The organism is Streptomyces sp. CCM_MD2014 (assembly GCF_000772045.1).
Classification (GTDB): domain Bacteria; phylum Actinomycetota; class Actinomycetes; order Streptomycetales; family Streptomycetaceae; genus Streptomyces; species Streptomyces salinarius.
The window spans coordinates 4313421-4335409 of record NZ_CP009754.1 but is presented as its reverse complement, the minus strand read 5'-3'; the positions used below and the strand labels follow the sequence as shown (position 1 = coordinate 4335409).

Annotated in this window: 21 protein-coding genes; all 21 read right to left on the bottom strand. The window is 72.3% G+C overall.

Annotation, left to right across the window (positions count from 1 at the left end):
• Positions 1 to 4 precede the first annotated feature (4 nt).
• Complete coding sequence (locus tag NI25_RS19075; protein ID WP_061446988.1) at positions 5 to 2314, bottom strand: SDR family oxidoreductase; 2310 nt, start codon at positions 2312 to 2314, stop codon at positions 5 to 7.
• A gap of 75 nt (positions 2315 to 2389) precedes the next feature.
• Positions 2390 to 3334: an aromatase/cyclase gene (locus tag NI25_RS19070; RefSeq protein WP_061443601.1), complete on the bottom strand. Its 945-nt coding sequence runs from the start codon at positions 3332 to 3334 to the stop codon at positions 2390 to 2392.
• 38 nt (positions 3335 to 3372) lie between these two features.
• Positions 3373 to 4158, bottom strand: coding sequence for a 3-oxoacyl-ACP reductase FabG (gene fabG / locus NI25_RS19065; RefSeq protein WP_061443600.1), 786 nt, complete (start codon positions 4156 to 4158; stop codon positions 3373 to 3375).
• A gap of 114 nt (positions 4159 to 4272) precedes the next feature.
• Complete coding sequence (locus NI25_RS19060) at positions 4273 to 4545, bottom strand: acyl carrier protein (protein ID WP_061443599.1); 273 nt, start codon at positions 4543 to 4545, stop codon at positions 4273 to 4275.
• Positions 4546 to 4777: 232 nt separating this feature from the next.
• Positions 4778 to 5995, bottom strand: coding sequence for a ketosynthase chain-length factor (locus NI25_RS19055; protein WP_061443598.1), 1218 nt, complete (start codon positions 5993 to 5995; stop codon positions 4778 to 4780).
• Positions 5992 to 7263 (bottom strand): beta-ketoacyl-[acyl-carrier-protein] synthase family protein, encoded by a 1272-nt coding sequence (locus tag NI25_RS19050; protein ID WP_061443597.1) that lies wholly within the window; start codon positions 7261 to 7263, stop codon positions 5992 to 5994. Before NI25_RS19050 ends, NI25_RS19055 begins: the two co-directional genes overlap by 4 nt.
• Entirely contained in the window at positions 7260 to 7589 is a 330-nt protein-coding gene (locus NI25_RS19045) for a TcmI family type II polyketide cyclase (RefSeq protein ID WP_061443596.1), read from the bottom strand. The genes NI25_RS19050 and NI25_RS19045 overlap by 4 nt, the downstream gene beginning before the upstream one ends.
• Before the next feature lie 37 nt (positions 7590 to 7626).
• Entirely contained in the window at positions 7627 to 9093 is a 1467-nt protein-coding gene (locus NI25_RS19040; protein ID WP_061443595.1) for an FAD-dependent monooxygenase, read from the bottom strand.
• A gap of 58 nt (positions 9094 to 9151) precedes the next feature.
• Positions 9152 to 10183, bottom strand: a complete 1032-nt coding sequence (locus NI25_RS19035) for a questin oxidase family protein (RefSeq protein WP_061443594.1) — start codon at positions 10181 to 10183, stop codon at positions 9152 to 9154.
• 5 nt (positions 10184 to 10188) lie between these two features.
• Positions 10189 to 11961, bottom strand: a complete 1773-nt coding sequence (locus tag NI25_RS19030; RefSeq protein WP_061443593.1) for an acetyl/propionyl/methylcrotonyl-CoA carboxylase subunit alpha — start codon at positions 11959 to 11961, stop codon at positions 10189 to 10191.
• 1 nt (position 11962) lies between these two features.
• Positions 11963 to 12547 (bottom strand): flavin reductase family protein, encoded by a 585-nt coding sequence (locus NI25_RS19025; RefSeq protein WP_061443592.1) that lies wholly within the window; start codon positions 12545 to 12547, stop codon positions 11963 to 11965.
• A 61-nt stretch (positions 12548 to 12608) separates the two neighbouring features.
• Entirely contained in the window at positions 12609 to 14321 is a 1713-nt protein-coding gene (locus NI25_RS19020) for an NAD(P)/FAD-dependent oxidoreductase (protein WP_061443591.1), read from the bottom strand.
• 182 nt (positions 14322 to 14503) lie between these two features.
• Positions 14504 to 15457: a MarR family winged helix-turn-helix transcriptional regulator gene (locus NI25_RS19015; protein ID WP_267484639.1), complete on the bottom strand. Its 954-nt coding sequence runs from the start codon at positions 15455 to 15457 to the stop codon at positions 14504 to 14506.
• Between the two features lie 138 nt (positions 15458 to 15595).
• Positions 15596 to 17068, bottom strand: a complete 1473-nt coding sequence (locus NI25_RS19010) for an MFS transporter (RefSeq protein ID WP_061443589.1) — start codon at positions 17066 to 17068, stop codon at positions 15596 to 15598.
• A gap of 84 nt (positions 17069 to 17152) precedes the next feature.
• Positions 17153 to 17785 (bottom strand): hemerythrin domain-containing protein, encoded by a 633-nt coding sequence (locus NI25_RS19005; protein WP_267484780.1) that lies wholly within the window; start codon positions 17783 to 17785, stop codon positions 17153 to 17155.
• Positions 17786 to 17962: 177 nt separating this feature from the next.
• Complete coding sequence (locus tag NI25_RS19000; protein WP_061443587.1) at positions 17963 to 19285, bottom strand: cation:proton antiporter; 1323 nt, start codon at positions 19283 to 19285, stop codon at positions 17963 to 17965.
• Between the two features lie 76 nt (positions 19286 to 19361).
• Positions 19362 to 19937: an NADPH-dependent FMN reductase gene (locus tag NI25_RS18995; protein ID WP_061443586.1), complete on the bottom strand. Its 576-nt coding sequence runs from the start codon at positions 19935 to 19937 to the stop codon at positions 19362 to 19364.
• Complete coding sequence (locus NI25_RS18990; protein WP_061443585.1) at positions 19934 to 20335, bottom strand: nitroreductase family deazaflavin-dependent oxidoreductase; 402 nt, start codon at positions 20333 to 20335, stop codon at positions 19934 to 19936. The genes NI25_RS18995 and NI25_RS18990 overlap by 4 nt, the downstream gene beginning before the upstream one ends.
• Before the next feature lie 130 nt (positions 20336 to 20465).
• Positions 20466 to 20933: an ester cyclase gene (locus tag NI25_RS18985; protein ID WP_061443584.1), complete on the bottom strand. Its 468-nt coding sequence runs from the start codon at positions 20931 to 20933 to the stop codon at positions 20466 to 20468.
• A 27-nt stretch (positions 20934 to 20960) separates the two neighbouring features.
• The gene (locus NI25_RS18980) at positions 20961 to 21503 is read right to left on the bottom strand and encodes a nuclear transport factor 2 family protein (RefSeq protein ID WP_061443583.1); all 543 of its coding nucleotides are present in this window, start codon (positions 21501 to 21503) and stop codon (positions 20961 to 20963) included.
• On the bottom strand, positions 21500 to 21871 hold the full coding sequence (locus tag NI25_RS18975; protein ID WP_061443582.1) for a hypothetical protein: 372 nt from the start codon (positions 21869 to 21871) through the stop codon (positions 21500 to 21502). The genes NI25_RS18980 and NI25_RS18975 overlap by 4 nt, the downstream gene beginning before the upstream one ends.
• Between the last annotated feature and the right edge of the window lie 118 nt (positions 21872 to 21989).

The following is a 21989-nucleotide window of genomic DNA, read 5'->3' as shown; positions in this document are numbered from 1 at the left end:
CTCGTCAGCCCAGCAGGGTGCCGCCGCTGGCGTCCACGAAGGAGCCGGTGATCCAGCGGGCGTCGTCGGAGACCAGGAAGGCGACGACGTCGGCGACGTCCTGCGGTTCGCCGACCCGGTTGAAGGCGGACAGCGCGGCCATCGCCTCGACCGCCTCGGGGACGTCGAACAGCGGGTTGCCGTTGCGGGTGATGCCCGGGGCGACGCTGTTCACCGTGATGCGGCGCGGGCCGAGCGCCTTCGCGTAGTGCAGCGCGAGCTGCTCGACGGCGCCCTTGCTCATCGCGTAGGCGATCTCGTCGGGGTTGGCGAACCGGGTCAGCCCGGAGGAGATGTTCACGATCCGGCCGCCGTCGGGCATGTTGGCGAGGGCGCGCTGGATGATGAAGAACGGCGCCCTGGCGTTCACGGCGATGATCCGGTCGAACTGCTCCGGCGTGGTGTCCTCGGGCTTGACGCCGCCCATCACCCCGGCGTTGTTGACCAGGATGTCCAGTTCGGTGGAGCCGGTGCGCTCCTTCAGGCCCTCCTCGAGGGCGAGGAACAGCTCGTGCACGTCGCCGGGGGCGCCGAGTTCGGCCCGTACGGCGAAGGCCCGCCCGCCGTCCCGCTCGATGCCGTCGACGACCTCGGCGGCCGCGTCCTCGTTGGTGCCGTAGTGCACGGCGACGAGGGCGCCGTCGCGGGCCAGCCGCTCGGCGGTGGCCCGTCCCATGCCCCGGCTGGCGCCCGTGACGAGCGCCGTGCGTCCGGTCAGACTGCCCATGTTCTCTCTCCTGCCGTGAGGTCGTGCGGCTTGGTGTGCGGCTCGGTGTCGTGCGGCGGGACGGCGCGTGGGATGCCGTCCGCCGGCGTGTCCGTCGCCGTCGGGTGCCGTCCCGGGCTCCGGGCCTGGCTGCGGGCCGGGGGCGAACCAGCGGGCGAGCGCCGTCCGCAGGCCGTCCGGCGCGTCGCCCGCCCAGGCGATGTGGCCGTCGGGGCGGACGAGGACGGCGGCGGCCTCCCGCAGCGGGCCGTCCCCGTCCGGCGGGACGGTCACGGTGTCGACGGCGCCCGCGAACGGGCGTGCGGCGCGTACGAGGGCCTCGCGCGGCTCCCCGTCGCCCTCGGCCACGAGGAGCACCCCGCGGGCCCGGCGCAGGGCCTCCCGCGCGGTGCCGTGGTCGCCGGGCGGCGGGCCGGGCAGCCGCGCGCCGACCGGGGCCGGGTCCTCGGGCGCGCCGTAGCGGACGTCGAGACCGCTGATCAGCCCGGCCAGGTGCGTCCGGACCGGTTCGTACGGGACGAGTTCGCCGATCACCGAGCGCAGGGCTTCCACTTCGGGACCGCCGAGCAGCAGCCGGGCCTGCGCGCGGATGGTGGACAGCACGCGCCGGCCCACCGCGTGCCGCTCGTCGTGGTACGTGTCCAGGAGGCCTTCGGGGGCCCGGCCCCGGACGGTGGCCGCGAGTTTCCAGCCCAGGTTGACCGCGTCCTGGAGGCCCAGGTTGAGCGCCTGGCCGCCGATCGGCATCTGCTGGTGGGCGGCGTCCCCGGCCAGCAGGATCCGCCCCCGGCGGTAGTGCTCGGCCTGCCGGGAGGCGTCCCCGAAGGAGTTCACCCACAGCGGGGTGCCCCCGGAGAGGTCCTCGCCGGTGACGTCCCGCCAGGCCGCGACGACGTCCGCGAAGTCCGGTTCCCCGGCGCTGCGCGGCGGGGTGCCGAAGCGGTGGACCATCACGCGGGTGACTCCGTCGCCGCGCCGTGCCGCGATCGCCAGCCCCTTCGGCAGCCGCTGGAAGCGACGGTCGGGGATCTCGACGCCGTCGACGTCGGCGCGCAGCAGCTCCCGTTCGGCGTCACTCCCGGGGAAGCCGATGCCGGCCAGGTGTCGCACGGCCGACCGCTCTCCGTCGCAGCCCACGGCGTAGCGGGCGGTGAACGCGGTGCGCCGGCCCGCGTGTTCGGCCACCACCCGTACCCCGTCCGCGTCCTGCTCGACGGAGACGACGCGGTGGCCGCGCAGCACGCGCGCCCCGAGACGCTCCGCCCACGCACCGAGGATCGCCTCGGTGCGCACCTGCGGGACCTTCCACTGGCCCGGGTGGGAGCTGGGCAGTGTCAGGTCCAGGGGGAGGCCGCCGAAGTGGCCCCTGGGCTCGCACGGCGGGAGCGGGTCCGCGAAGCCGCCGGGGGCGTCCAGCAGACCGCGCTGCCCGAGGATCTCCATGGTCCGCGCGTGCAGCGTGGAGGCGCGGGACTCGGTGGTCGGGGTGTCCAGCCGTTCCAGCACGGTCACCTCGACGCCGCCGAGCCGCAGCTCCCCGGCGAGCATCAGCCCGACCGGGCCGGCGCCGACGACGACGACCTGCGGATCGGCTGCGCCGGAAACGTCGGCACCGGACACGGGTCAGCGCCTCGCCTCGGCGTAGTCCCGGGCATGGCCCAGCGTGGCCCGGCTGTTGGTGCTCAGCGCGGTGCGCACGTACTCGCGGGCCTCGGCGACCCCCGCCTCCGGGCCCAGGATCCGCTCGATGTTCTCGGGACGCAGAACGACGGTGTGCTGCGAGGACGCGGTGGCGCCGGTGTCCGTGTCGCGGAAGGTCCAGTAGCCGGTGTGCAGGCTCATCAGGGCCGGCAGCGTGGTCTGCTTGTAGGCGATCTTCCGGCCCTCCAGGCACACCCGGTAGGACCGGGTGGTGTGGGTGGAGCCGTCCTTGGCCCGGGTGTCCATCTCCAGGGTCTGCAGGCCGGGGGTGTCCTCGGTGAGGCGCACGGTCGCCACGTGCGGCAGCCGCTCGGCCCACCGGTCGGCCTCGTTGACGAAGTCGTAGGCGTCCTTGGCGGAGCCCTCGAAGGCGACGGTGTCCTCGAAGGAGAAGGTCAGTTCCTCGGAGGCGGTGGCGAGTTCGACGTTGGTCTTCAGCGCCGCCAGCTCCGAGCGGGAGTTGCGGTCGACGGCCTCCTCGATCCAGGCCAGGCCGGCGGGGTCGTCGTCGACGGCCGTGTAGTCGTGGAGCAGCCGGACGCGCGCGGTGCCTTCGCCGGCCGGCTCCACGATCCAGGTTCCGCCCATGGTGGCGACCGGGGGCGTGGAGACCTGCTGCCGGAAGGTGATCCGCAGGTTCCCGGGGTCCAGGACCCGGCGCGAGGTCCAGTTCTTGGCCTCGCCGTTGGCGGTGGCCCAGATCCTGATGAGTTCCTCGTCGCCGGAGCGCTCCAGGTGGTCGACGTAGATGGTCGGCGGGAAGACGCGCGGCCAGTTCGTCACGTCGGCGATCAGCCGGTAGACGTCGTCGGCCGGGGCCGAGACCGTGATCTCGTGCTCGACTTCCCGTGGCTCGGATGCGGACATGGGGGATCTCCTCGTCGGGGTGGGCGGTGGTGGCCGGGTCAGAAGTTGCCGAGGCCGCCGCAGACGTTCAGGGCCTGTGCGGTGATGGACGCGGCGGTGTCCGAGGCGAGGTAGCCGACGAGGCCGGCGACCTCCTCGGCCGTGGAGTAGCGCCCGAGCGGGATCTTCGCGGTGAACTTGTCGAGGATGGCGTCCTCGGTGGTGTCGTAGGCGGCCGCGTATCCGGCGCGCACGCGCTGCGCCATCGGCGTCTCCACGTAGCCGGGGCAGACGGCGTTGACGGTGATGCCGGTGGGGGCCAGTTCGTTGCCGAGGGCCTTGGTGAAACCGACCACCCCGTGCTTGGAGGCGGAGTAGGGGGCTCCGAGGACCACGCCCTGCTTTCCGGCGGTGGAGGCGATGTTGATGATCCGGCCGCGGTCCTTGCCGCGCATGCCGCCGGTGGTGAGCACGGCGCGGGTCAGCCGGAAGACGCTGTTCAGGTTGGTCTCGACGACGTCGTACCAGAGCTCGTCGTCGATGTCGGCGGTGACGCCGCCGCCGGACCGGCCCGCGTTGTTGACCAGGACGTCCACGGTGCCGTAGCGGTCCACGGCGGCCTGGACGAAGGTCTCGATGGACAGCGCCGAGCGGACGTCCAGGACGGAGCCGTCGACCTCCAGCCCCTCGGCGCGCAGTTCCTTGACGGTGGTGCTGACGTTCTCGGGATCGCGGGAGCCGATGAAGACCCGGTGCCCCTGCTCGGCCAGCAGCCGCGCGGCGGCGCGGCCGATGCCGCTGGTGGCCCCGGAGACGAGGGCGACCCGCTGATGCTTGTCGGACATGACTGGTACTCCCTTGTGGGTGCTGGGTGGACGGCCGCGTCCGGTGCCGCCGCGGCCGGGCCGGGACCGGCCGGGGGCCCGGACGCGGCGGGCAGTGGGAAGCCCGGACGGGGATCAGGCGGCGGTGGGCAGGCCGGCGAGCTGGGTGTTGACCAGGCTCAGCAGGGCGCGGGGCGTCTTCGCCTCGGTCACCACGGAGTCGTCGAGCGAGATGCCGTACTCCCGCTCTATGCGGCCGCAGGTCTCGAGGATGGCCAGGGACTCGTAGCTCAGCTCCTCGAAGTCGGTGTCGAGGATGTCGCCGTCGAGATCCACGTTCTCGTCGGCGCCGGCGGCCTCCAGCAGGACGCGCCGGAGGTCGTCGAGGGTGAAGGACTGCGTGGGCATGGGTGGGTCCTCTCTGTCGGTGCTCCGCGCCCGGGCGGGCCCCGGGGACGCGGACGGACGGACGCCCGCCGCCCGGTCCGGCGTGGGGGACGCGGATGAAGAACCGGGCGGCGGGCGCGTTGGGGGGGGGCACGGGCGGCCGGCCCCGCCGGGGCGGGGGCGTGCGCCGGCCGGGTGGAGGGGAGGCCGGGCGGCGTCCGGCGGCGGCCGGCCGTGCTCGTGGGGCGGGAGGTCAGGGGGTACGGACCACCAGGGCCGAGTTGAAGCCGCACTCGCCCCGGGCGAGGACCAGGGCGGTGTGGAGGTCGGCGGGGCGCGGATCGGTGACCAGGTCGAGGTCGTAGGAGGTGTCCGGGTCGACGTTGGTGGTGGCGGGGACGAGCCCGTCCCGGGCCGCCAGCAGGGCGGTCGCCACGTCCAGCGGGGCTGCGCCCGAGTAGAGGCGGCCGGTCATCGTCTTGGGCGCGGTGACCGGCACGCCGTGCGGCCCGAAGACCGCGTTGAGCGCGTCCGCCTCCGCCCGGTCCAGCTCCGGCACCGCGGCCGCGTCCGCGAAGACGACGTCGACGTCGCCCGCGTCCACGCCCGCGTCGGCGAGGGCGATCTCGATCGCCTTGCGCAGGCCCGGCGGCCGGCCGCTGCCGGGGGCGGGGTCGAACGTGGCCCCGTAGCCGGCGATCTCGCCGTACACCCGGGCACCGCGCTCGGCGGCCGACCGTTCCGACTCCAGGACGAGCAGCGCGCCGCCCTCGGCGGGCACGTGGCCGCTCGCCGCGGCGTCGAAGGGCAGATAGGCCCGCTCGGGCTCCTGCTCGGTGGTCAGCCGGCCGCCGGCCAGCTGTGCCACCCAGCCCCACGGGCAGATCGAGGCGTCGATCGACCCGGACATGATCAGCCGGGTGCCCTTGCGGATCTGCCGCCGTGCGTGCGCCAGCGCGTCCAGTCCGCCGGCCTGGTCGGAGACGACGACGCCGCTGGGGCCCTTCATGCCGTTGCGGATGGAGATCTGACCGCTGTTGACGGCGTAGAACCAGGCGAAGGACTGGTAGGCGGAGACGTACTGGCTGCCCCGGCTCCACAGGTTGCGCAGCTCTCCCTGGCCGAACTCGAAGCCGCCGGAGCTGCTCGCGGTGACGACGCCCATGTCGTAGGCGGGCAGGTCGGCCGGCACGGCGCCCGCGTCGGCCAGCGCCCAGTCGGCCGCCACCAGGGCGAGCCGGGTCATCCGGTCGGTCTGCGCCAGCAGCCGGTTGGGCAGGTGGTCGGCCGCGTGGAAGCCGGGCACCTCGCCGGCCAGCCGCGCCGGGTACGAGGACGGGTCGAAGCGGGTGATGCGGGCGATGCCGCTCTTGCCGGCCCGGGTGGCAGCCCAGTAGTCGGCCGTGCCCAGGCCGTTGGGCGCGGCGATGCCGAGCCCGGTCACCACGGTCCGCGGAATGGCCGTGCTCATGCGGCGCTCCTCTCCGGTCGGGCGAGCACCATCGCGCTCTGGAAGCCGCCGAACCCGCTGCCGACGGTCAGCACCGCGTCGGTGCGGTGTTCCCGCGCCGTCAGGGGCACGTAGTCGAGGTCGCACTCGGGGTCGGGGGTGTGCAGGTTGGCCGTCGGCGGCACCACACCGTGCTCCATGGCGAGGACCGAGGCGGCGATCTCGATCGAGCCGATCGCGCCGAGCGAGTGTCCGACCATGGACTTGATGGAGGAGACCGGGGTCCGGTAGGCGTGGTCGCCCAGGCTCTTCTTGAAGGCGGCGGTCTCGTGGCGGTCGTTCTGCTTGGTGCCCGAACCGTGCGCGTTGATGTAGTCGACGTCCTCGGGGTTGAGCCGGGCCTCGTCCAGCGCGACCGTGATGGCCTCGGCCATCTCGGCGCCGTCCGGGCGCAGCCCCGTCATGTGGAAGGCGTTGCAGCGCGAGGCGTAGCCGGCGATCTCCGCGTAGATGTGCGCACCGCGCCGCCGGGCGGCCTCCAGCTCCTCCAGCACGAACACCGCCGAGCCCTCGCCGAGCACGAAACCGTTGCGAGTGCCGTCGAAGGGCCGCGAGGCGTGTTCCGGGTCGTCGTTGCGGGGGGTGGTGGCCTTGATCGCGTCGAAGCAGGCGAGGGTGATCGGTGAGATGGGCGCGTCGGTGGCCCCGGCCACCACGGCGCACGCCGAGCCCTCGCGGATCAGCTCCACCGCGTGACCGACGGAGTCCAGCCCGGAGGTGCAGCCGGTGGAGACGACCGTGGCCGGGCCCTCGGCGCCGGCCGCCCAGGCCACCTCGGCGGCCAGGGAGCTGGGCACCAGGTAGTTGTACAGGTGCGGCACCGCGTACCGGTGGTCCACCAGGTCGAGGCGGCCGCCGTCGCTGACGACCCGGTACTCCTGGTCGAGGCCCATGGTCGCGCCGACCGCGCTGCCGATGGTGACCCCGACCCGGTACGGGTCGGCGCCGGACAGGTCGAGTCCGCTGTCGGCGAGTGCCTCGCGGGCGGTGACCACCGCGAGCTGGGCCGCCCGGTCCATCCGGCGGATCTCCTGGGGGCTCAGCCCGTGTTCCTCGGGGTCGAAGTCGATCTCGGCGGCGACCCGGGACCGGAAGGCGGAGGGGTCGAAGAAGGTGATCCCCCGGGTGGCGGTGCGGCCCTCGCTGAGCAGGCTCCAGAAGTTCTTCCGGCCCACCCCGCCGGGCGCGGTGACGCCGACGCCCGTGATGACCACTCGTCTGGCGCTCACGCCCGGCCCTCCCAGTCGTAGAAGCGGGTGGCGAGCGCGTCGGCGGGGGAGCGCCAGGTGGCGGGGTCGTACGCCTGGATGAACGGCTTGAGGTCCTCGCTGATCCGCACGAACCTGTCGTCGGTCTTGGCCTGCTCGATCAGTTCGCCGCCGTTGTCGCCGTCGAAGTCCTGAAGGTGGAAGTAGAGGCCGCGGTAGGCGAAGAGCTGGCGGCGCCGGGTGCCCATCAGGTGGGGCATCTCGGTGCCGTCGAACTCGCCGAAGAGCCGGGCGACCTCGGTGCTGCTGCCCGGGTCCATCCGGGCGACGATCAACGTGCTGTGCATGGTCTCTCCTCTGGGCGGGTGAGGCGGGGCGGGCGGGTCAGCGGGCCGGTCCGAACCAGCGCTCCAGGGCCATGGGCAGGTCGGCGTGACTGCCGGGGGCCGCCCAGGCCACGTAGCCGTCGGGGCGGACCAGTACGGAGGTGGTGCGGGCCAGGACGCTGCCCTCCGGCAGCACGGGGGCGGCGGTCACGACGTCGATCCGGTCCAGCCAGGGCCGGGCGCGCTCGCGCAGCCGGCCGTTGTCGGCGAGGTCCAGCAGCACACCGCGTCCGGCCCGCAGCGCCTCGGTGCTGCGGGACAGCAGCTTGTGGCCGCTCAGTTCCACGTCGGGCAGTCGGCGGCCGAGCAGCGGGTGGGAGCCGCCGTCGAGGTCGTAGCGGATCTCCAGTCCCGAGACCATCGCCGCGAAGTGCCGGCTGACCTCGGGGTACCGGATCAGTTCGGTCAGTACGTCGCGCAGCGGCTGCACCTCGGGCCCGGACAGGAACAGCAGCCCCTGGGCCCGCGTGTTCATCAGCAGCCGTTCCCCCACCGGGTGGCGTTCGGCGTGGTAGCTGTCGAGCAGGGACTCGGGGGCCCGGCCGCGCACCACGGCGCCGAGCTTCCAGCCGAGGTTCACCGAGTCCTGGATGCTGGTGTTCATGCCCTGGCCGCCGGCCGGGAGGTGGATGTGGGCGGAGTCGCCGGCCAGGAAGACCCTGCCGCGCCGGTACTCGGAGACCTGCCGCGTGCCGTCGCCGAAGGCGGACAGCCACACCGGCTCGGCGTGCGAGATGTCGTCGCCGGTCAGCCGCTGCCAGGCCGCCGAGACCTCGTCCCAGGTCGGGGGCTGCTCGCGCCGCTTGGGCGGGGTGCCGCGCTCGCACACGATCAGCCGGGTGATCCCGCCGGGCAGCGGGCCGACCATGACCATGCCGCCTTCCAGGGTCTCGCCGATCATCCGGGGCTGCAGGTCCACGCCCTTGACGTCGGCGAGGTACATCTCCAGGGTCGAGGGCGTGCCCGGGAAGTCGAAGCCGGCCTTCTTGCGGATCACCGAGCGGCCGCCGTCGCAGCCGACCAGGTACTCGCAGCGCAGCCGCTGGACCCCGTCGGGGCCGTTCACCTCGACCTCGACGCAGTCCTCCTTCTCCGTGACGGACCGCACCTCGTGGCGGCGCCGCAGGTCGGCGCCGAGCCGGGTGCACCACTCCTCCAGCACGGTCTCGGTGACCGACTGGGGGACGCTCTTGGCCGCCTGGTGGGCGCCGTCGAGTACGCCGAAGTCCACCGGCAGGCCGCCGAAGTGGCCCACGTTGCTGACCTCGACGTCCCCGAAGCGGGACAGCAGGCCCCGCTGGTCGAAGACCTCCATGGTGCGTGCGGTGAAGCCGAGGCCCCGGGACTCCCCGGTGCGTGCGGCGAGCTTCTCCAGTACGACGACGTCGACGCCCGCGAGCCGCAGCTCGCCCGCGAGCATCATGCCGGCCGGCCCGGCGCCCACGACGATGACTTGTGCGTCCATGACACTCCTCGGGAACTCCCGCCGGGCGGGCGGGGCAGGGAAACAGGTGTGGGGCGGATCAGCGGGACAGGCGCCCGATGGCCCGGTTCGCCGTGTCCGCGGCCGCCGCGTGCCGGGGGTCGGGCGCGAATGCCTCGTGGCGCACCGCGACCTCGGCGAGCTTGATGGTGTGCTCGTCGCCGATCTCCACGGCCCTGGCGAAGACCTCCGGCAGAGCGGCCGTGTCCGCCGGGAGCGGTGCCGCGGGCCGGGGCGTGGCGTGGAACCAGTCGAGCATCGTGCGGCTGACGGCCCGCGCGGTCAGGTACGAGGGGCGGCGCTGGGCGGGCGGCAGGTGGCCGACCACCAGGCGCACCGCGGCGGGTCCGGTGACCGCGTGGATCAGGGGGACCGGGTGGCGCTGGGAGACGGTGGCGTAGATCCCGGCGTACTCGGCGACGAGCGCGTCCAGGGCCCGCGCGGCCTCGTCGCGTCCGTCGGTCACCTCGTGGTGTCCGTCGGGCACTTCGTGGCGGGCGTGCGGGCCCGCGTCGGCGCCGGGACCGGGCAGGCCGTCGGGACCGGGGACGCCGTCGGGGTCGGCGACGATGCCGTGGGTCGAGTGGCGGGCGGCCCAGTAGCCCAGGCCCTGGGCCAGTTCGCCGAGCTGGAGCCGGTTGTCGCCGGAGGCGGCGGCCACGGCCCGGACCGCGTGCGCGGTCCGGATCACCCCGTGGGTGAGCACCGCGGACAGGCCGGGCAGCAGCCGGGGCCACCAGCGGGCCAGCACCTGGGTCCACGGACTCAGCGCCAGCTCCCGCTCGAACAGTGCCGTCCAGTCGGCCACCCGGGAGAAGTCACCCAGTGCGGCCCGCCAGTCGGCGGGGTCGTCGGGGTCGATGGGCCAGCGGCGCTCCGGCACGTCGTGATAGGAGCGGCTGCGCAGGTTCCGCTCGACCCATGCCGGCACCTCGTCGGCGTACCCCATGTGAGCGAGGGCCTCGGCGGCCATCGGAGCGTGGTTGACGAAACTTCTGCCGTGTTCGAAACCGACCGGACGCAGACGCTCCAGTGCCTCGCTCACGGCGTCGGAGTAGCTGAGTGCTGCCACGGCCGTCAGTCCTTGATTTCGCAGATGGGGGCGCCGGAGGTGAGGGAGGCGCCGACTTCGGCGCTCAGGCCCTTGACGGTGCCGGACTTGTGGGCGTTGATGGGCTGTTCCATCTTCATGGCTTCGAGGACGACGATCAGGTCGCCCTCGGCGACTTCCTGGCCTTCCTCGACGGCGAGTTTGACGATGGTGCCCTGCATGGGGGAGGCGAGGGTGTCGCCGGAGGCCGCGGGGCCGGACTTCTTCGCCGCGCGGCGTTTGGGGCGGGCGCCGGCGGCGAGGCCGGTGCGGGCCAGGGACATGCCCAGGCTGGAGGGGAGGGAGACCTCCAGGCGTTTGCCGCCGACCTCGACGACGACGGTCTCGCGGCCGTTGTCCTCGTCCGTCTCGGTGTCGGCGGGTGCGGTGAAGGGTTTGATGTCGTTGACGAACTCCGTCTCGATCCAGCGGGTGTGGACCGTGAAGGGGTCGGTGGAGCCGGTCAGCTCGGGGGCGAACGCGGCATCGCGGACGACGGTGCGGTGGAAGGGGATGGCGGTGGCCATGCCCTCGACGGTGAATTCGTCCAGGGCGCGGGCGGCGCGCTGGAGGGCTTCCTTGCGGGTGCGGCCGGTGACGATGAGTTTCGCCAGCAGGGAGTCCCAGGCCGGGCCGATCACGCTGCCGGATTCGACGCCGGCGTCCAGGCGGACGCCGGGGCCGGTGGGGGCCTCGAAGCGGGTGACGGTGCCGGGGGCGGGCAGGAAGCCGCGGCCGGGGTCCTCGCCGTTGATGCGGAACTCGAAGGAGTGGCCGCGCAGGGCGGGGTCGTCGTAGCCGAGTTCCTCGCCGTCGGCGATGCGGAACATCTCGCGGACCAGGTCGATGCCGGCGACTTCCTCGGTGACGGGGTGTTCGACCTGCAGGCGGGTGTTGACCTCCAGGAAGGAGATCGTGCCGTCCGCTCCGACGAGGAACTCCACCGTGCCGGCGCCGACGTAGCCGGCCTCCTTCAGGATGGCCTTGGAGGAGGCGTACAGCTCCGCCAGCTGGGCCTCGGAGAGGAAGGGGGCGGGGGCTTCCTCGACGAGTTTCTGGTGGCGGCGCTGCAGGGAGCAGTCGCGGGTGGAGACGACGACCACGTTGCCGTGGGTGTCGGCCAGGCACTGGGTCTCCACGTGGCGGGGCTTGTCGAGGTAGCGCTCGACGAAGCACTCTCCGCGGCCGAAGGCCGCCACGGCCTCGCGGACCGCGGAGTCGTACAGCTCGGGGACTTCTTCGAGGGTGCGGGCGACCTTCAGGCCGCGGCCGCCGCCGCCGAAGGCGGCCTTGATCGCGATGGGCAGGCCGTACTCCTTCGCGAAGGCGACGACCTCGTCCGCGCCGGAGACGGGGTCGGGGGTGCCGGCGACCAGGGGGGCGCCGGCCCGCTGGGCGATGTGGCGGGCCGCGACCTTGTCGCCCAGGTCGCGGATGGCGTGCGGGGGCGGGCCGATCCAGATCAGTCCGGCGTCCAGGACCGCCTGCGCGAACTCCGCGTTCTCGGAGAGGAATCCGTAGCCGGGGTGGATGGCGTCCGCGCCCGACTCACGCGCGGCTTTCAGGACCTTGGCGATGTCCAGATAGCTGGTCGCGGGGGTGTCACCACCCAGGGCGAACGCCTCATCAGCGGCGCGGACATGCAATGCGTCCCGGTCCGGGTCCGCGTAGACGGCCACGCTCGCGATCCCGGCGTCCCGGCAGGCCCGGGCCACGCGGACAGCGATTTCGCCACGATTGGCGATGAGCACCCTCCGCATGTCAGGACGCCTGTCGGGCGGTCGCCGGGGCGTCCGGGGCCGCGTGGTGGAACCGGTTGGCGCCGGTCCGCAGCGGTCCCAGTGACCCGTCGAAGAAGATCAGCGGTTCCCGGCCCGGCTCCGGTGCCCCCAGGTCCACCACCTCGCCGACGACGATGTCGTGGTCACCGGCCGTATGGACGTCGACCGTCGTGCAGGTCAGATGGGCCAGTGCCTCGCTCAGCACGGGCAGCCCGTCCGCGGTGTAGTGGTGCGGAACGCCCGCGAGCATGTCCGGCCGCCGCTCGGCGAAGTGCCGGGCCAGCGACTGCTGGCGGCCGGAGAGGAAGTTGACGGTGAACCCGCCGCTCTCGGTCAGCAGGGTGTGCAACCGGGACTGCCGGTGCAGGCAGAACAGGACGAGCGGAGGCTCCAGGGAGACCGAGGTGAAGGAGTTGACGGTCGTGCCGTCCGCCTCGCCCTCCGATCCGGTGGTGATCACGGTGACGCCGGTCGTGAACAGGCCGCACACACGGCGCAGGCCCAGTGGGTCGACGGGCCGGTGCTGCTCGGGGGCGCGGGGCAGCGACCGCGCTGCTGCGGACATGGGCATCCCTTCCTGGCTCATGGGTCGTGGCTCTCGGTGGTGTCCGAAGTGGCTGCGCGGGTCAGAGGAGCTTGCGGACCTTGGCGCCGGCCTTGACGATGCCGAGCAGGAACTCCCGGCCGACACTGTTCATCTCGGCCGGCGCCTGCGCGGACGCCCAGTACAGGAAGCGGGCCATCGTCATCGTCGAGGGGTAGATGAAGCGGCGACTCTCGTCCTTCCAGCCGAAGACCGGGTTGACGACCGGGGACTCGTCGATCAGCTTGAAGACGATGTCGGCGGCCTCGTCACCCGTCAGCGCACCCGCCTCGTACTTCTCGCAGGTCTCCGCCGTGGCCTCCAGCAACTGCTTGAAGGAGTCGCTCTGCGGCCACCACAGGCCCGGGTGGGGCACGTTCTCCAGCTCGTCGAAGTGCTCCTGACGGCCGTCGCGCAGGTGCTTGAGGCGGGCGCGGGTCAGCCGCATGGTGCCGGGGGTGATGAAGGAACCCCAGATCCGGAAGACCGCGTTCCACAGCCGGAAGTGGGAGAAGGAGATGAACGAGCTGTTCACGAGCTCGTCGTTGTACTGGAGCAGACCCTGCTCCAGCCGCTCGACGTACTCGAAACGCTCGGCCGAGAAGTCGCCGTCCTTGAGGGCGGTCACCAGCCGGGAGGTCAGCGCGTCCACCACTTCCAGCGTGTTGGACAGTCCGCGGGAGAACAGCGGGTCGAGGAAGCCGGCCGCGTGCGACATCAGGCACCAGCGGTCGCCGACGGTCTGCTTCGAGGAATACTGCAGCCGGTCGGTGGACACCCATTCCCGTACTCGGGTGGCGCCGTCGAATTGCCGCTTGACTGCCGGGTATTTGTCGAGGAAGAGCTGGAATTCCTGCTCCGGGGACAGGTCCTTGGGTTTCGGATAGGTGCGCTCGTCGATGGTCAGTGCGACGCTGCACAGCGGATTCCGGGACTTCTCGTGATTGTCGAACGGAATGATCCAGAACCAGCCGCGCTCGATGAGGTGGTGCATGGTGCCGGTGTGCCAGTCGGCCGGCGGGCGCAGCGCGGCCGGATGCCCGCTGACGTCGTCGAACCGCTTGATGCCGACGTAGTGGGTGAACATCGACCGGGAGTGGTGCTTGAAACGGGCCGGCTTCTCCCGCAGGTCGAGCTTGTCGGCGAGCGGCGAGCGGAACCCGGAGGCGTCCACCAGGTACTTCGCCCGGTACAGCTCGGGCTGGGCGTTCGGGGCGGCGCTCCTGCCGAGGACCGTCACGCCCTCGTCGTCGAAGTCGACCTCGCTCGCCCGCCAGTTCTGGCGGGGCGTGCAGCCGTACTTGATCGCCACGTGGAACATGAAGGCGTCGCTGTCCTGGCGGAACATGTGGCTGTTCTGGTGGAAGATCTTCGGCAGCGCCAGCTGGGTGGCATGCCGGGGGTCGGGTTCCTTGCCGACCTCGTGCTTCATGAACCCGAAGTGCGCCTTGGTGCCGAACGTCGGGGCGATGTCCCGGGTGGAGGCCTGGACGCTGGCGAGGCTCTTCAGCTCGGGTATCCCGTGCCGTTCGGAGAGGATGTGGATCCACTCCACGAGCTGCGGGGTCATGGACTCGCCGATGGCGAAGCGGGGGTGCGCGGCCGCGTCGACCAGCAGGACCTTCGCGCCGTGCCGGGCCAGGATCGTCCCCGTCACGGAGCCGGCCAGTCCCGAGCCCAGAATGATGACGTCGAAGGTCATCTCCTCGGGGACGCCGGCCGGTTCGGGTATGCCTTCGGTCCGTGTCGCGACCATGAGCTGTCTCCTTCGTCGGGGCGGTGCACGGCGGGTTTCGGTGGTGGGCGCGGCGGTTCGACCGCATGAAAAAAGACCCCTCACTCCGTCTGGAGTGAAGAGCCTTGGAACGGCTTCGAGAAGCCTCTGTAAATGGCATGCGGGAACCGCTGGGTTAAGCGTGACAGCCTTTCTCCGGAGGGTCAACCCCCGGACAGAACAGATGGCGCCGAAATATCGGAGAAGGCGCTTCCGGAATGGGTGGGGGAAAGGAGTTTCAGCAGCAGGGTGCGCAATTCCTCCGTGCCGCCGGTACCGAGCATCTCCGTCACGTCCGCCGCCAGGTCGGCCACGGCCCGCGCCACGGTGTCGAGCTTCTCCCGGCCGGTGTCGGTCACTTCGAGGGCGTAGCGCCGCCGGTCGTGGGGGTCGCGGCCCCGGCGCACGAGCTGCTGCTTGACCAGTTCGTCCACGAGCTGGGACACGGCGGGCCCGGTGATCGCCAGCAGTTCCGCGAGCCGCTGCTGGGCGCAGGGGCCGAACGTCACCAGGGCGGACAGCGGGCCGTAGTGGCGTACCCGGAGACCGGTGCCGGCGAGCTTCTCGTCGCCGAGCCGCCGCAGCCGGTAGTGGGCCTGGGCCACCAGGTACTCGGTGCCCTGGACCAGGGACCGCGCGGACTCGGGCAGCAGCCGGGCGAGGAGGGTGTCGAGCCGGGCGGTCTCGTCGGGGGTGAGTACGGAGGTGAGCAGGGCGTCCCGCTCGGCCACCGCACGCCGCCGGACGTCCAGTGCCCGGCGGCCCTCGTCCGTCAGGGAGAGCACGTACTGGCGGCGGTTGTCGGGGTTGCGGGTGCGCCGGACCTCGCCGCGCTCCTCGAGCCGGTCGATGACCGACACCATGATGGTGCGGTTGATGCCGAGCCGCTCGGCCAGGTCGAGCTGGGACTCCCAGTCGCGGCCGGTGAGCGCGTCCAGGACCAGGAAGTCGCGGGAGTCCGCGTCGCCGCCGGTGCCGGTCGAGGAGAACTGGGCGTGGACCCGGCGCAGGAGGTAGCCGATGAAGTCGGTCAGTGCCTCCGGGAGTACTCCGGGGACTTCCGCGGTCTCCTCGGTCCGTGTGACGGGGCCTCGCCCGGCGTCGTGTTCATACCGCAAGAACAGCACCTCCTGCCCGAGTATACGGGCGGTGTCCGGGAGCATCCGGTGGCGTGTGCCGCCCCGCGGCCTTGTCACATCCTGTCGTCGGGGCTCCGGCGGCCCCGCCCCGGGGGACAAGGCGGGGCCGCCGGAGGGTCACAGCGCGACCGGGGGCTGCTGAGTGTCGCGCTGGGGCTGGGGGGCGGTCGCGGGGGCGGTCACCAGGGCGACGACCAGGGCCAGCAGGTACAGGCCGGCTCCGAGCAGGAAGCCGTAGGAGTATCCGGTGGTCAGGGCGTCGGGCACGCTGCCCGGCAGCTCGTTCTCGGTGACCACGGTGGCGGCGGCGGCCAGCGCTGCCAGGCCGACGGCTCCACCGATCTGCTGGGCGGTGTTGACCAGGCCGGAGGCGGCGCCGGTGGCCTGCGGTTCGACGCCGCGGACGCTGATGATGGTGACGGTCACGAAGACCATGCCGAGGCCGAGGCCGACGATCAGCTGTGCCGGCAGGAGTGCCGCCAGCGGGTTCTGGCCGGGGGCCAGGAAGCTGAACCAGACCATGCCCGCGATGCCGACGACCAGGCCCACGGCGATGACGGCACGCTCGGAGAACCGGGCCAGGAGCTGCGGGCCCAGACCGCCGGCCGCGATGCCCATGCCGAGCGCGAAGGGCAGGTAGGCGAGGCCGGTGACCATCGGCTCGTAGCCCTTGACCACCTGCATGTAGAGGGTGAGGAAGTAGAAGGTGGCGAGCATGCCGGCGCCGACCAGGAACATGATCAGGTTGGCCCCGACCCGGCTGCGGTCGGCGAGCAGACCCCGGGGGATCATGGGCGCCCGGCTGCCGCGCTGGATGGCGACGAAGGCGACGAGCAGGACGAGCGCGGCGGCCAGGCCGATCAGGGTGAGGCCGTCACCGAGGCCTTCCTCGCCGGCCCGGGTGATGCCGAAGACGAGGGCGCCGAAGCCGAAGGTGGCGGCGAAGGCGCCGGGCACGTCGACCTTGCCGCGCTCACGGTCGCCCTCGACGAGGACGCCGGTGCCGAGCAGCACGGCCAGGGCGATCGGGATGTTGATGAACATCACCCAGCGCCAGCTCAGGAACTCGGTGAGCACGCCGCCGAGCAGCAGGCCGACGACCGAGCCGAGTCCGCCCATGGCGCCGTACACGCCGAGCGCCTTGTTGCGGGCGGGGCCGGCTTCGAAGGTGGTGGCCAGCAGCGACAGGGCCGTCGGAGCGGCGATGGCCGCGCCCGCGCCCTGGATCACCCGGGCCAGGATGAGCAGTTCCCCGTTCTGGGCCACGCCGCCGAGCAGGGAGGCGGCGGTGAACAGCACCAGGCCGATGCGGAAGACCCGGCGGCGGCCGAAGAGGTCACCGGCGCGGCCGCCGGCCAGCAGCAGGCCACCGAACGCCAGCGCGTAGGCGGTGACGACCCAGCCGAGGCCGGACTCGCTGAGGCCGAGGGCACTCTGCATGCTCGGCAGCGCGACGGCGACGATGGTGTTGTCGAGGACCAGCATCAGCTGAGCTGCGGCGATGACCAGCAGCGCGAGGCCGAGCCTGCCGTCCTGCCGCGGCGGTGCCGCGGCCTTGGGGACGGCCTGGGTGCGGTCTTGCAGCGACATGAGTTCTCTCCGATGTCTCTGACGTCTGTGACGTCTCTTGCGGGAAGGGGGCGCGGCGGGCCAGGAGCGGGCGGCGGCCGCGGTTCAGCGCAGGGCGGCGTCGGCCTTCGGGGTCCAGATGTCCAGGTCCTCGTAGGCGGCGCGCCACTCGGTGGCGTAGGCCTGGCGCAGCGGCTCGGGCATCTTGCCGAGGACGGTGGCCACCTTGGCGGCGTCGATGTCGTCCAGCAGCCAGGGCAGGTAGCGGGCGGAGTCGTCGCCGATGCGGGTGCGCTGCTCGGCGCTGAAGGCGGCCCACTCCTCCTGGCTCAGCGTGAGGTCCATCAGGGCGAGGGCGTCCTGCTCCTCGTGGTCGAGGTGGCCGCCGAGCCGGGTGACGAGGGTGTCGGTCAGGCCGCCCAGGCGCTGCAGCCCGGACTCCCGGTCGGCGAGGGCCGCGTCGATGTCGGCCAGCAGGGGCTCGATCACCGCGTGCTCGGCCTCCATGGCCTCCAGCAGGGCCAGCTCGTCCGGACGGCCGGCCAGGGCGCGTTCCATCGGGGGCCACACGGTGACGTCCTCGGAGACGTGGTGGGCGGTCAGGAACTTCTTGAACAGCTCCCAGCCGACCGCGGTGCTCAGTACGTGCCGGGGGTCCTCGTCGACCCGGGCGGTGATCCGGGCGATGCGCTCCAGCTCGCGCCGCAGGGCGTCGTGGATCGCGAACATCATCGTCATGTCGAGGTTCTTGAAGTTCTGGTTCACAGCTCTCTCCCTCATCGCCTCACTGCTCCGTGCGGTAGGGCAACGGTATCGTCAACCCGCTTATCTATCAAGAGTCCAATTAGCAATGAACCAATCATCAGTGCCGCAAGTGCATGCGCGACGACCGGTCGGTGATGGTGGAAGAGCAGGTCAGCGCTGTTCGGCCGGTTGCAGCACGGGGTTCTCCGCGTCGGCGGATTCAGGCGCACCGGGACCGTCGAGACCGTCGGAGGCGGCCTGGGTGTCCCCCTTCCCGCGGATCAGGCTCAGCGCGGGCGTGGTCATCGCCGTGGTCACCAGGGCCATGAGCACCAGGACGGTGAACAGGTCGGGACCGACGATCCCGAGGCCGAGGCCGATGTCCAGCACCACCAGCTCGGTCAGCCCCCGGCAGTTCATCAGCGCGCCGAGGGACATCGCGTCCCGCCACCCGTTGCCGGTCAGCCGGGCCGCGATCGCGGCCCCGCCCCACTTCCCCAGCCCCGCCACCGCGAGTACGGCACCGGCCCACAGCCACAGGGCCGATCCGCCGCCCAGCAGCGACACGTCGGTCCGCAGCCCCGTGCTCACGAAGAAGAGCGGCAGCAGCACCGGCACCGCGAAGGCACGCAGCCGGGTCGCCGCCGTCGAGGTCCGCGGGCTGTCGCGCGGGGTGATCACACCGAAGAGGAAGGCGCCGAACAGCGCGTGCACACCGATCAGGTCGGTGACGTAGCCGGACAGGCACAGGCCGCTGAACAGCACGACCAGCACCACGGCGTCGGAGTGACCGCGTTCGGCCCGCGCGGTCCACCGGGTCAGCAGCGGACGGACGACGTAGAACAGGACGAAGACGAAGGCCGTCGCGTACAGCGCGGTCGTGACGGCGTCGAAGGGCGAACCGCTGTTCGCGATCGCCACGACGGCGGCCAGCAGGCACCACGCGCTCACGTCCCCCACGGCCGCACTGGCCAGGGCGAGTGCGCCCACCCGGCTGCGGTACAGCCCGCGGTCGGTGAGGATGCGGGCCAGGACGGGGAACGCGGTGATGCTCAGCGCGACCCCGATGAACAGGACGAACGAGAGCCGGTCGGTGCCGTCCGGGGCGAGCGGACCGTACATGCCGAGCGCCAGTAGGGCACCCAGCACGAGCGGCACGGCGGTGCCCGCCTGGGAGACGGCGAGGGCGGTCCTGCGGCCCCCGCGCAGCGCGCCGAGGTCGAGTTCCAGCCCGACGAGGAACATGAAGACGAGCAGTCCGACATTGCCGAGCATGTCGAGGTACGGGATCACGGAGGGGCTGAACAGCCAGGCCTGGCCCTCGGGCCACAGCGCGCCCAGCAGCGAGGGGCCGAGCAGGATGCCGGCGAGGATCTCCCCGACCACCGGCGGCTGACCGGCCCGGCGCAGGAACTGGGCGGCCGCCCGGCTGACGAGGATCACCACCGGAACGGCGACGAGGAGGTCGGAGAGAGGGACGGGAACAGCGGCCATCACGTCTCCTGAGACAGGAAGGGGCGGGGCGGGGCTCGGCGGGCACCGGGCGGCGTCGCGGTGGCCGCCGCACGGGTCAGGCGCCGTAGGGGCGGACCGCCTTGGCCGCGCGCAGGGCCTCGGCCCACCACGTCAGCTGGTCGAGCATGAGCTTGGCGGCCGCCTCGGACCGCTCGGGATCGGCGGGAAACCGCCCCTCGGCGTCGAAGTGGTCGAGCACGCGGGGAAAGGTGACGACGTCCTTCATCCCCACGCAGTGGAACTCGGCGAAGATCTGCCGCAGATGCTCGATCGCGCGCACGCCGCCCGCGGCGCCGAGCCCGTAGCCGACGAAGCCGACCGGCTTGGCCCGCCACTCGGTCTGGAAGCTGTCGACCAGCGTCTTCAGTGGCCCGGGAATGCTGCGGTTGTACTCCGGCACGACCACCGCATAGGCGTCGGCGGCGGCGAGTCGCGGGCGCAGCGCCGCGGCCACGGGGTCGTCCGCGGCCAGGTCGGACGGCAGCGGATGGTGGGCCACGTCCACGACGTCCAGGACGAGGTCCCCGCGCCGCCGGGCCACGCCGGCGAACCAGCCGGCCACTTCCGGGGCGAGCCGTCCTTCGCGGGCCGAGCCGACGATGAGTACGACCCGGACCGGCGCGGTCGTCACCGGTCCGCCGGCAGCGGCGCGGGCACCGGGGTCAGTGCGAGGAACTCGGTGGCGTCGACCCGGGACAGGATGCGGCGGGTCACGGCCGGCATGCGGGTGCTGCCGTCGTCGGTGAAGACCACGGGGTCGGTGACTTGGATGCGGCGTCCTCGGGTGGTGATCTCACAACCGCCCGCCGCCAGCACGTTCTTGACCCAGTCGGAGCCGGGTCCGTACGGCAGTGTGATGACGATGTCCGTGCCGCGCCGGAACAGTTTGACCGGCGTGGCGAACTCCCGTCCGGACTTGCGGCCCCGGTGGTGGACCTTCCCGAAGCCCGGCAGGCGGCTGAACAGGGGGCCGACGAACCGGTTGGCGAACCGCCGGTTGAACCGGGCGACTTTTCGGTCGATGGGCATGACGTCCTCCTCGTGCGTCTTCTGCGGCCGGAGGGCCGGAGGCCGTCCGGTGCGGCGCCGGACGCCGAGACGCCGGTACGGCGCGTGCGTCCGGCGCCGGAGTGGGGCCGGAGTGGGGGGCGGGGGCGGGTCAGGAGCGGGGGCCGCCGGCCGGGGTGAGGGGGCCGGCCGGCTTGCCGCCCGACTGCAGGAAGCGCTGCAGGGCGAAGTTGTCGACGATGCCCCAGCGTTCGGCGATCCGGTCGCCCTCGAAGCGGAACCAGATGATCGCCTGGTGCTGGACCTGGAGACCGGTCGGCTGGATCCCGATGAAGGGGCCCGTGTGCCGGCCGTGCATCACCCAGCGGATGGCGGCCTTGTCGCCCATGGCGATGAAGTCGAGGATCTCGTACTTGATGTCGCTGAAGGCGGACTGCTGTATCCGGATGGTGTGCTTGAACGCCTCCGGTCCGCGCATGGAGTCGTCGTGGCTGCCGTGGTTGCGGAAGTCCGCGGTCAGGTAGCGGTCGGCCGCCGAGAGGTCGCCGAGGTCGAGACCCTCGTGGAAGACCTTCTCGATGAGTTCCTTCTGCTGGTCCGGCGTGAGCGTGGTGGGCATGGCGGGTTCTCCTTCGCTGGGATCGGGTTACTGGGCGGGGGTGCCGCGGCCGCCGCGGGTGTCGAGCGTCCGTGCGTCGACCCGGGTGACACCGGCGGGTACGGCTCCGGTGGTCCACACGATGCGCAGCCGCAGCCGGTCGAAGCGCCAGCCGTCCGGCGTACGCCGGGCCGTACCGGAGAAACGGCCGCCGAGCTGGAAGTACTCGGAGGCGTCCGGGGGCAGCGGCGAGCCGTGGTGCACATGGGAGGCGATCAGGCTCCAGCCCACCTCGGCGCGGTCGCCGTCGACCACGACCGTGCTCTCGGAGCCGTGGTGGTGCGTACGGCCCCAGCGCGCCATGATCCGGGCGGTGAAGCCGTCGACGCCCGAGCTGCCCCGGTGGCTGCCGACCGGGAACGTCATCTCCACGTCGTCGGTGAACAGGGATCCGGCCCACGCGGCGTCGAAGGTGCCCGCGTCGAGGCTGGCCAGATAACGGTCGGCGAGGTCCTTGAGCGCCGTGACGTCGGACAGCCGGGCCACCTCGGCGGCCAGGGCGGCGGGTACCGCGGCCTGCACCGGGGTCATGACACCCTGCGCGCTTCTGTCCGGGCGCCCGTCGCGTAGATCACGGCGTCGTCGGGGCCGTGCACGACGGCCTTGCCCTCGCCGACGAGCGTGTCCCCGGTGAGGCGCGCCGTGATGTCGATCTGTATGTAGGCGGCGTGGTGGCCGTTCGGGCTGATCTGGGTGACGTCGACGTTGAAGTCCTCGCGCAGGGAGAACTCCAGCGTCTCGTCGCCGACGGCGGTCCACGCGCCGTAGCCGGTGCTCTTCCGCGTCGTGACCGAGAGCGAACCGTCCGCGGCGAAGGCGACCGTGTACTCGTCCACTTCGTCGTCGTGCGTGACCGTACCCGTCCAGCGTCCGACGGGGGTCCAGGTAGAAACAGGCATCGACCACACTTCCTCGAATGGGGGCGGCAGAAAAAAGGAGATCCGCGGCGAGTCGGTGCTGCCGACTCGCCGCGGATCTCCTGGAAGGCGCGGAACGCGGGGCTGCGGAGAGCCCGCC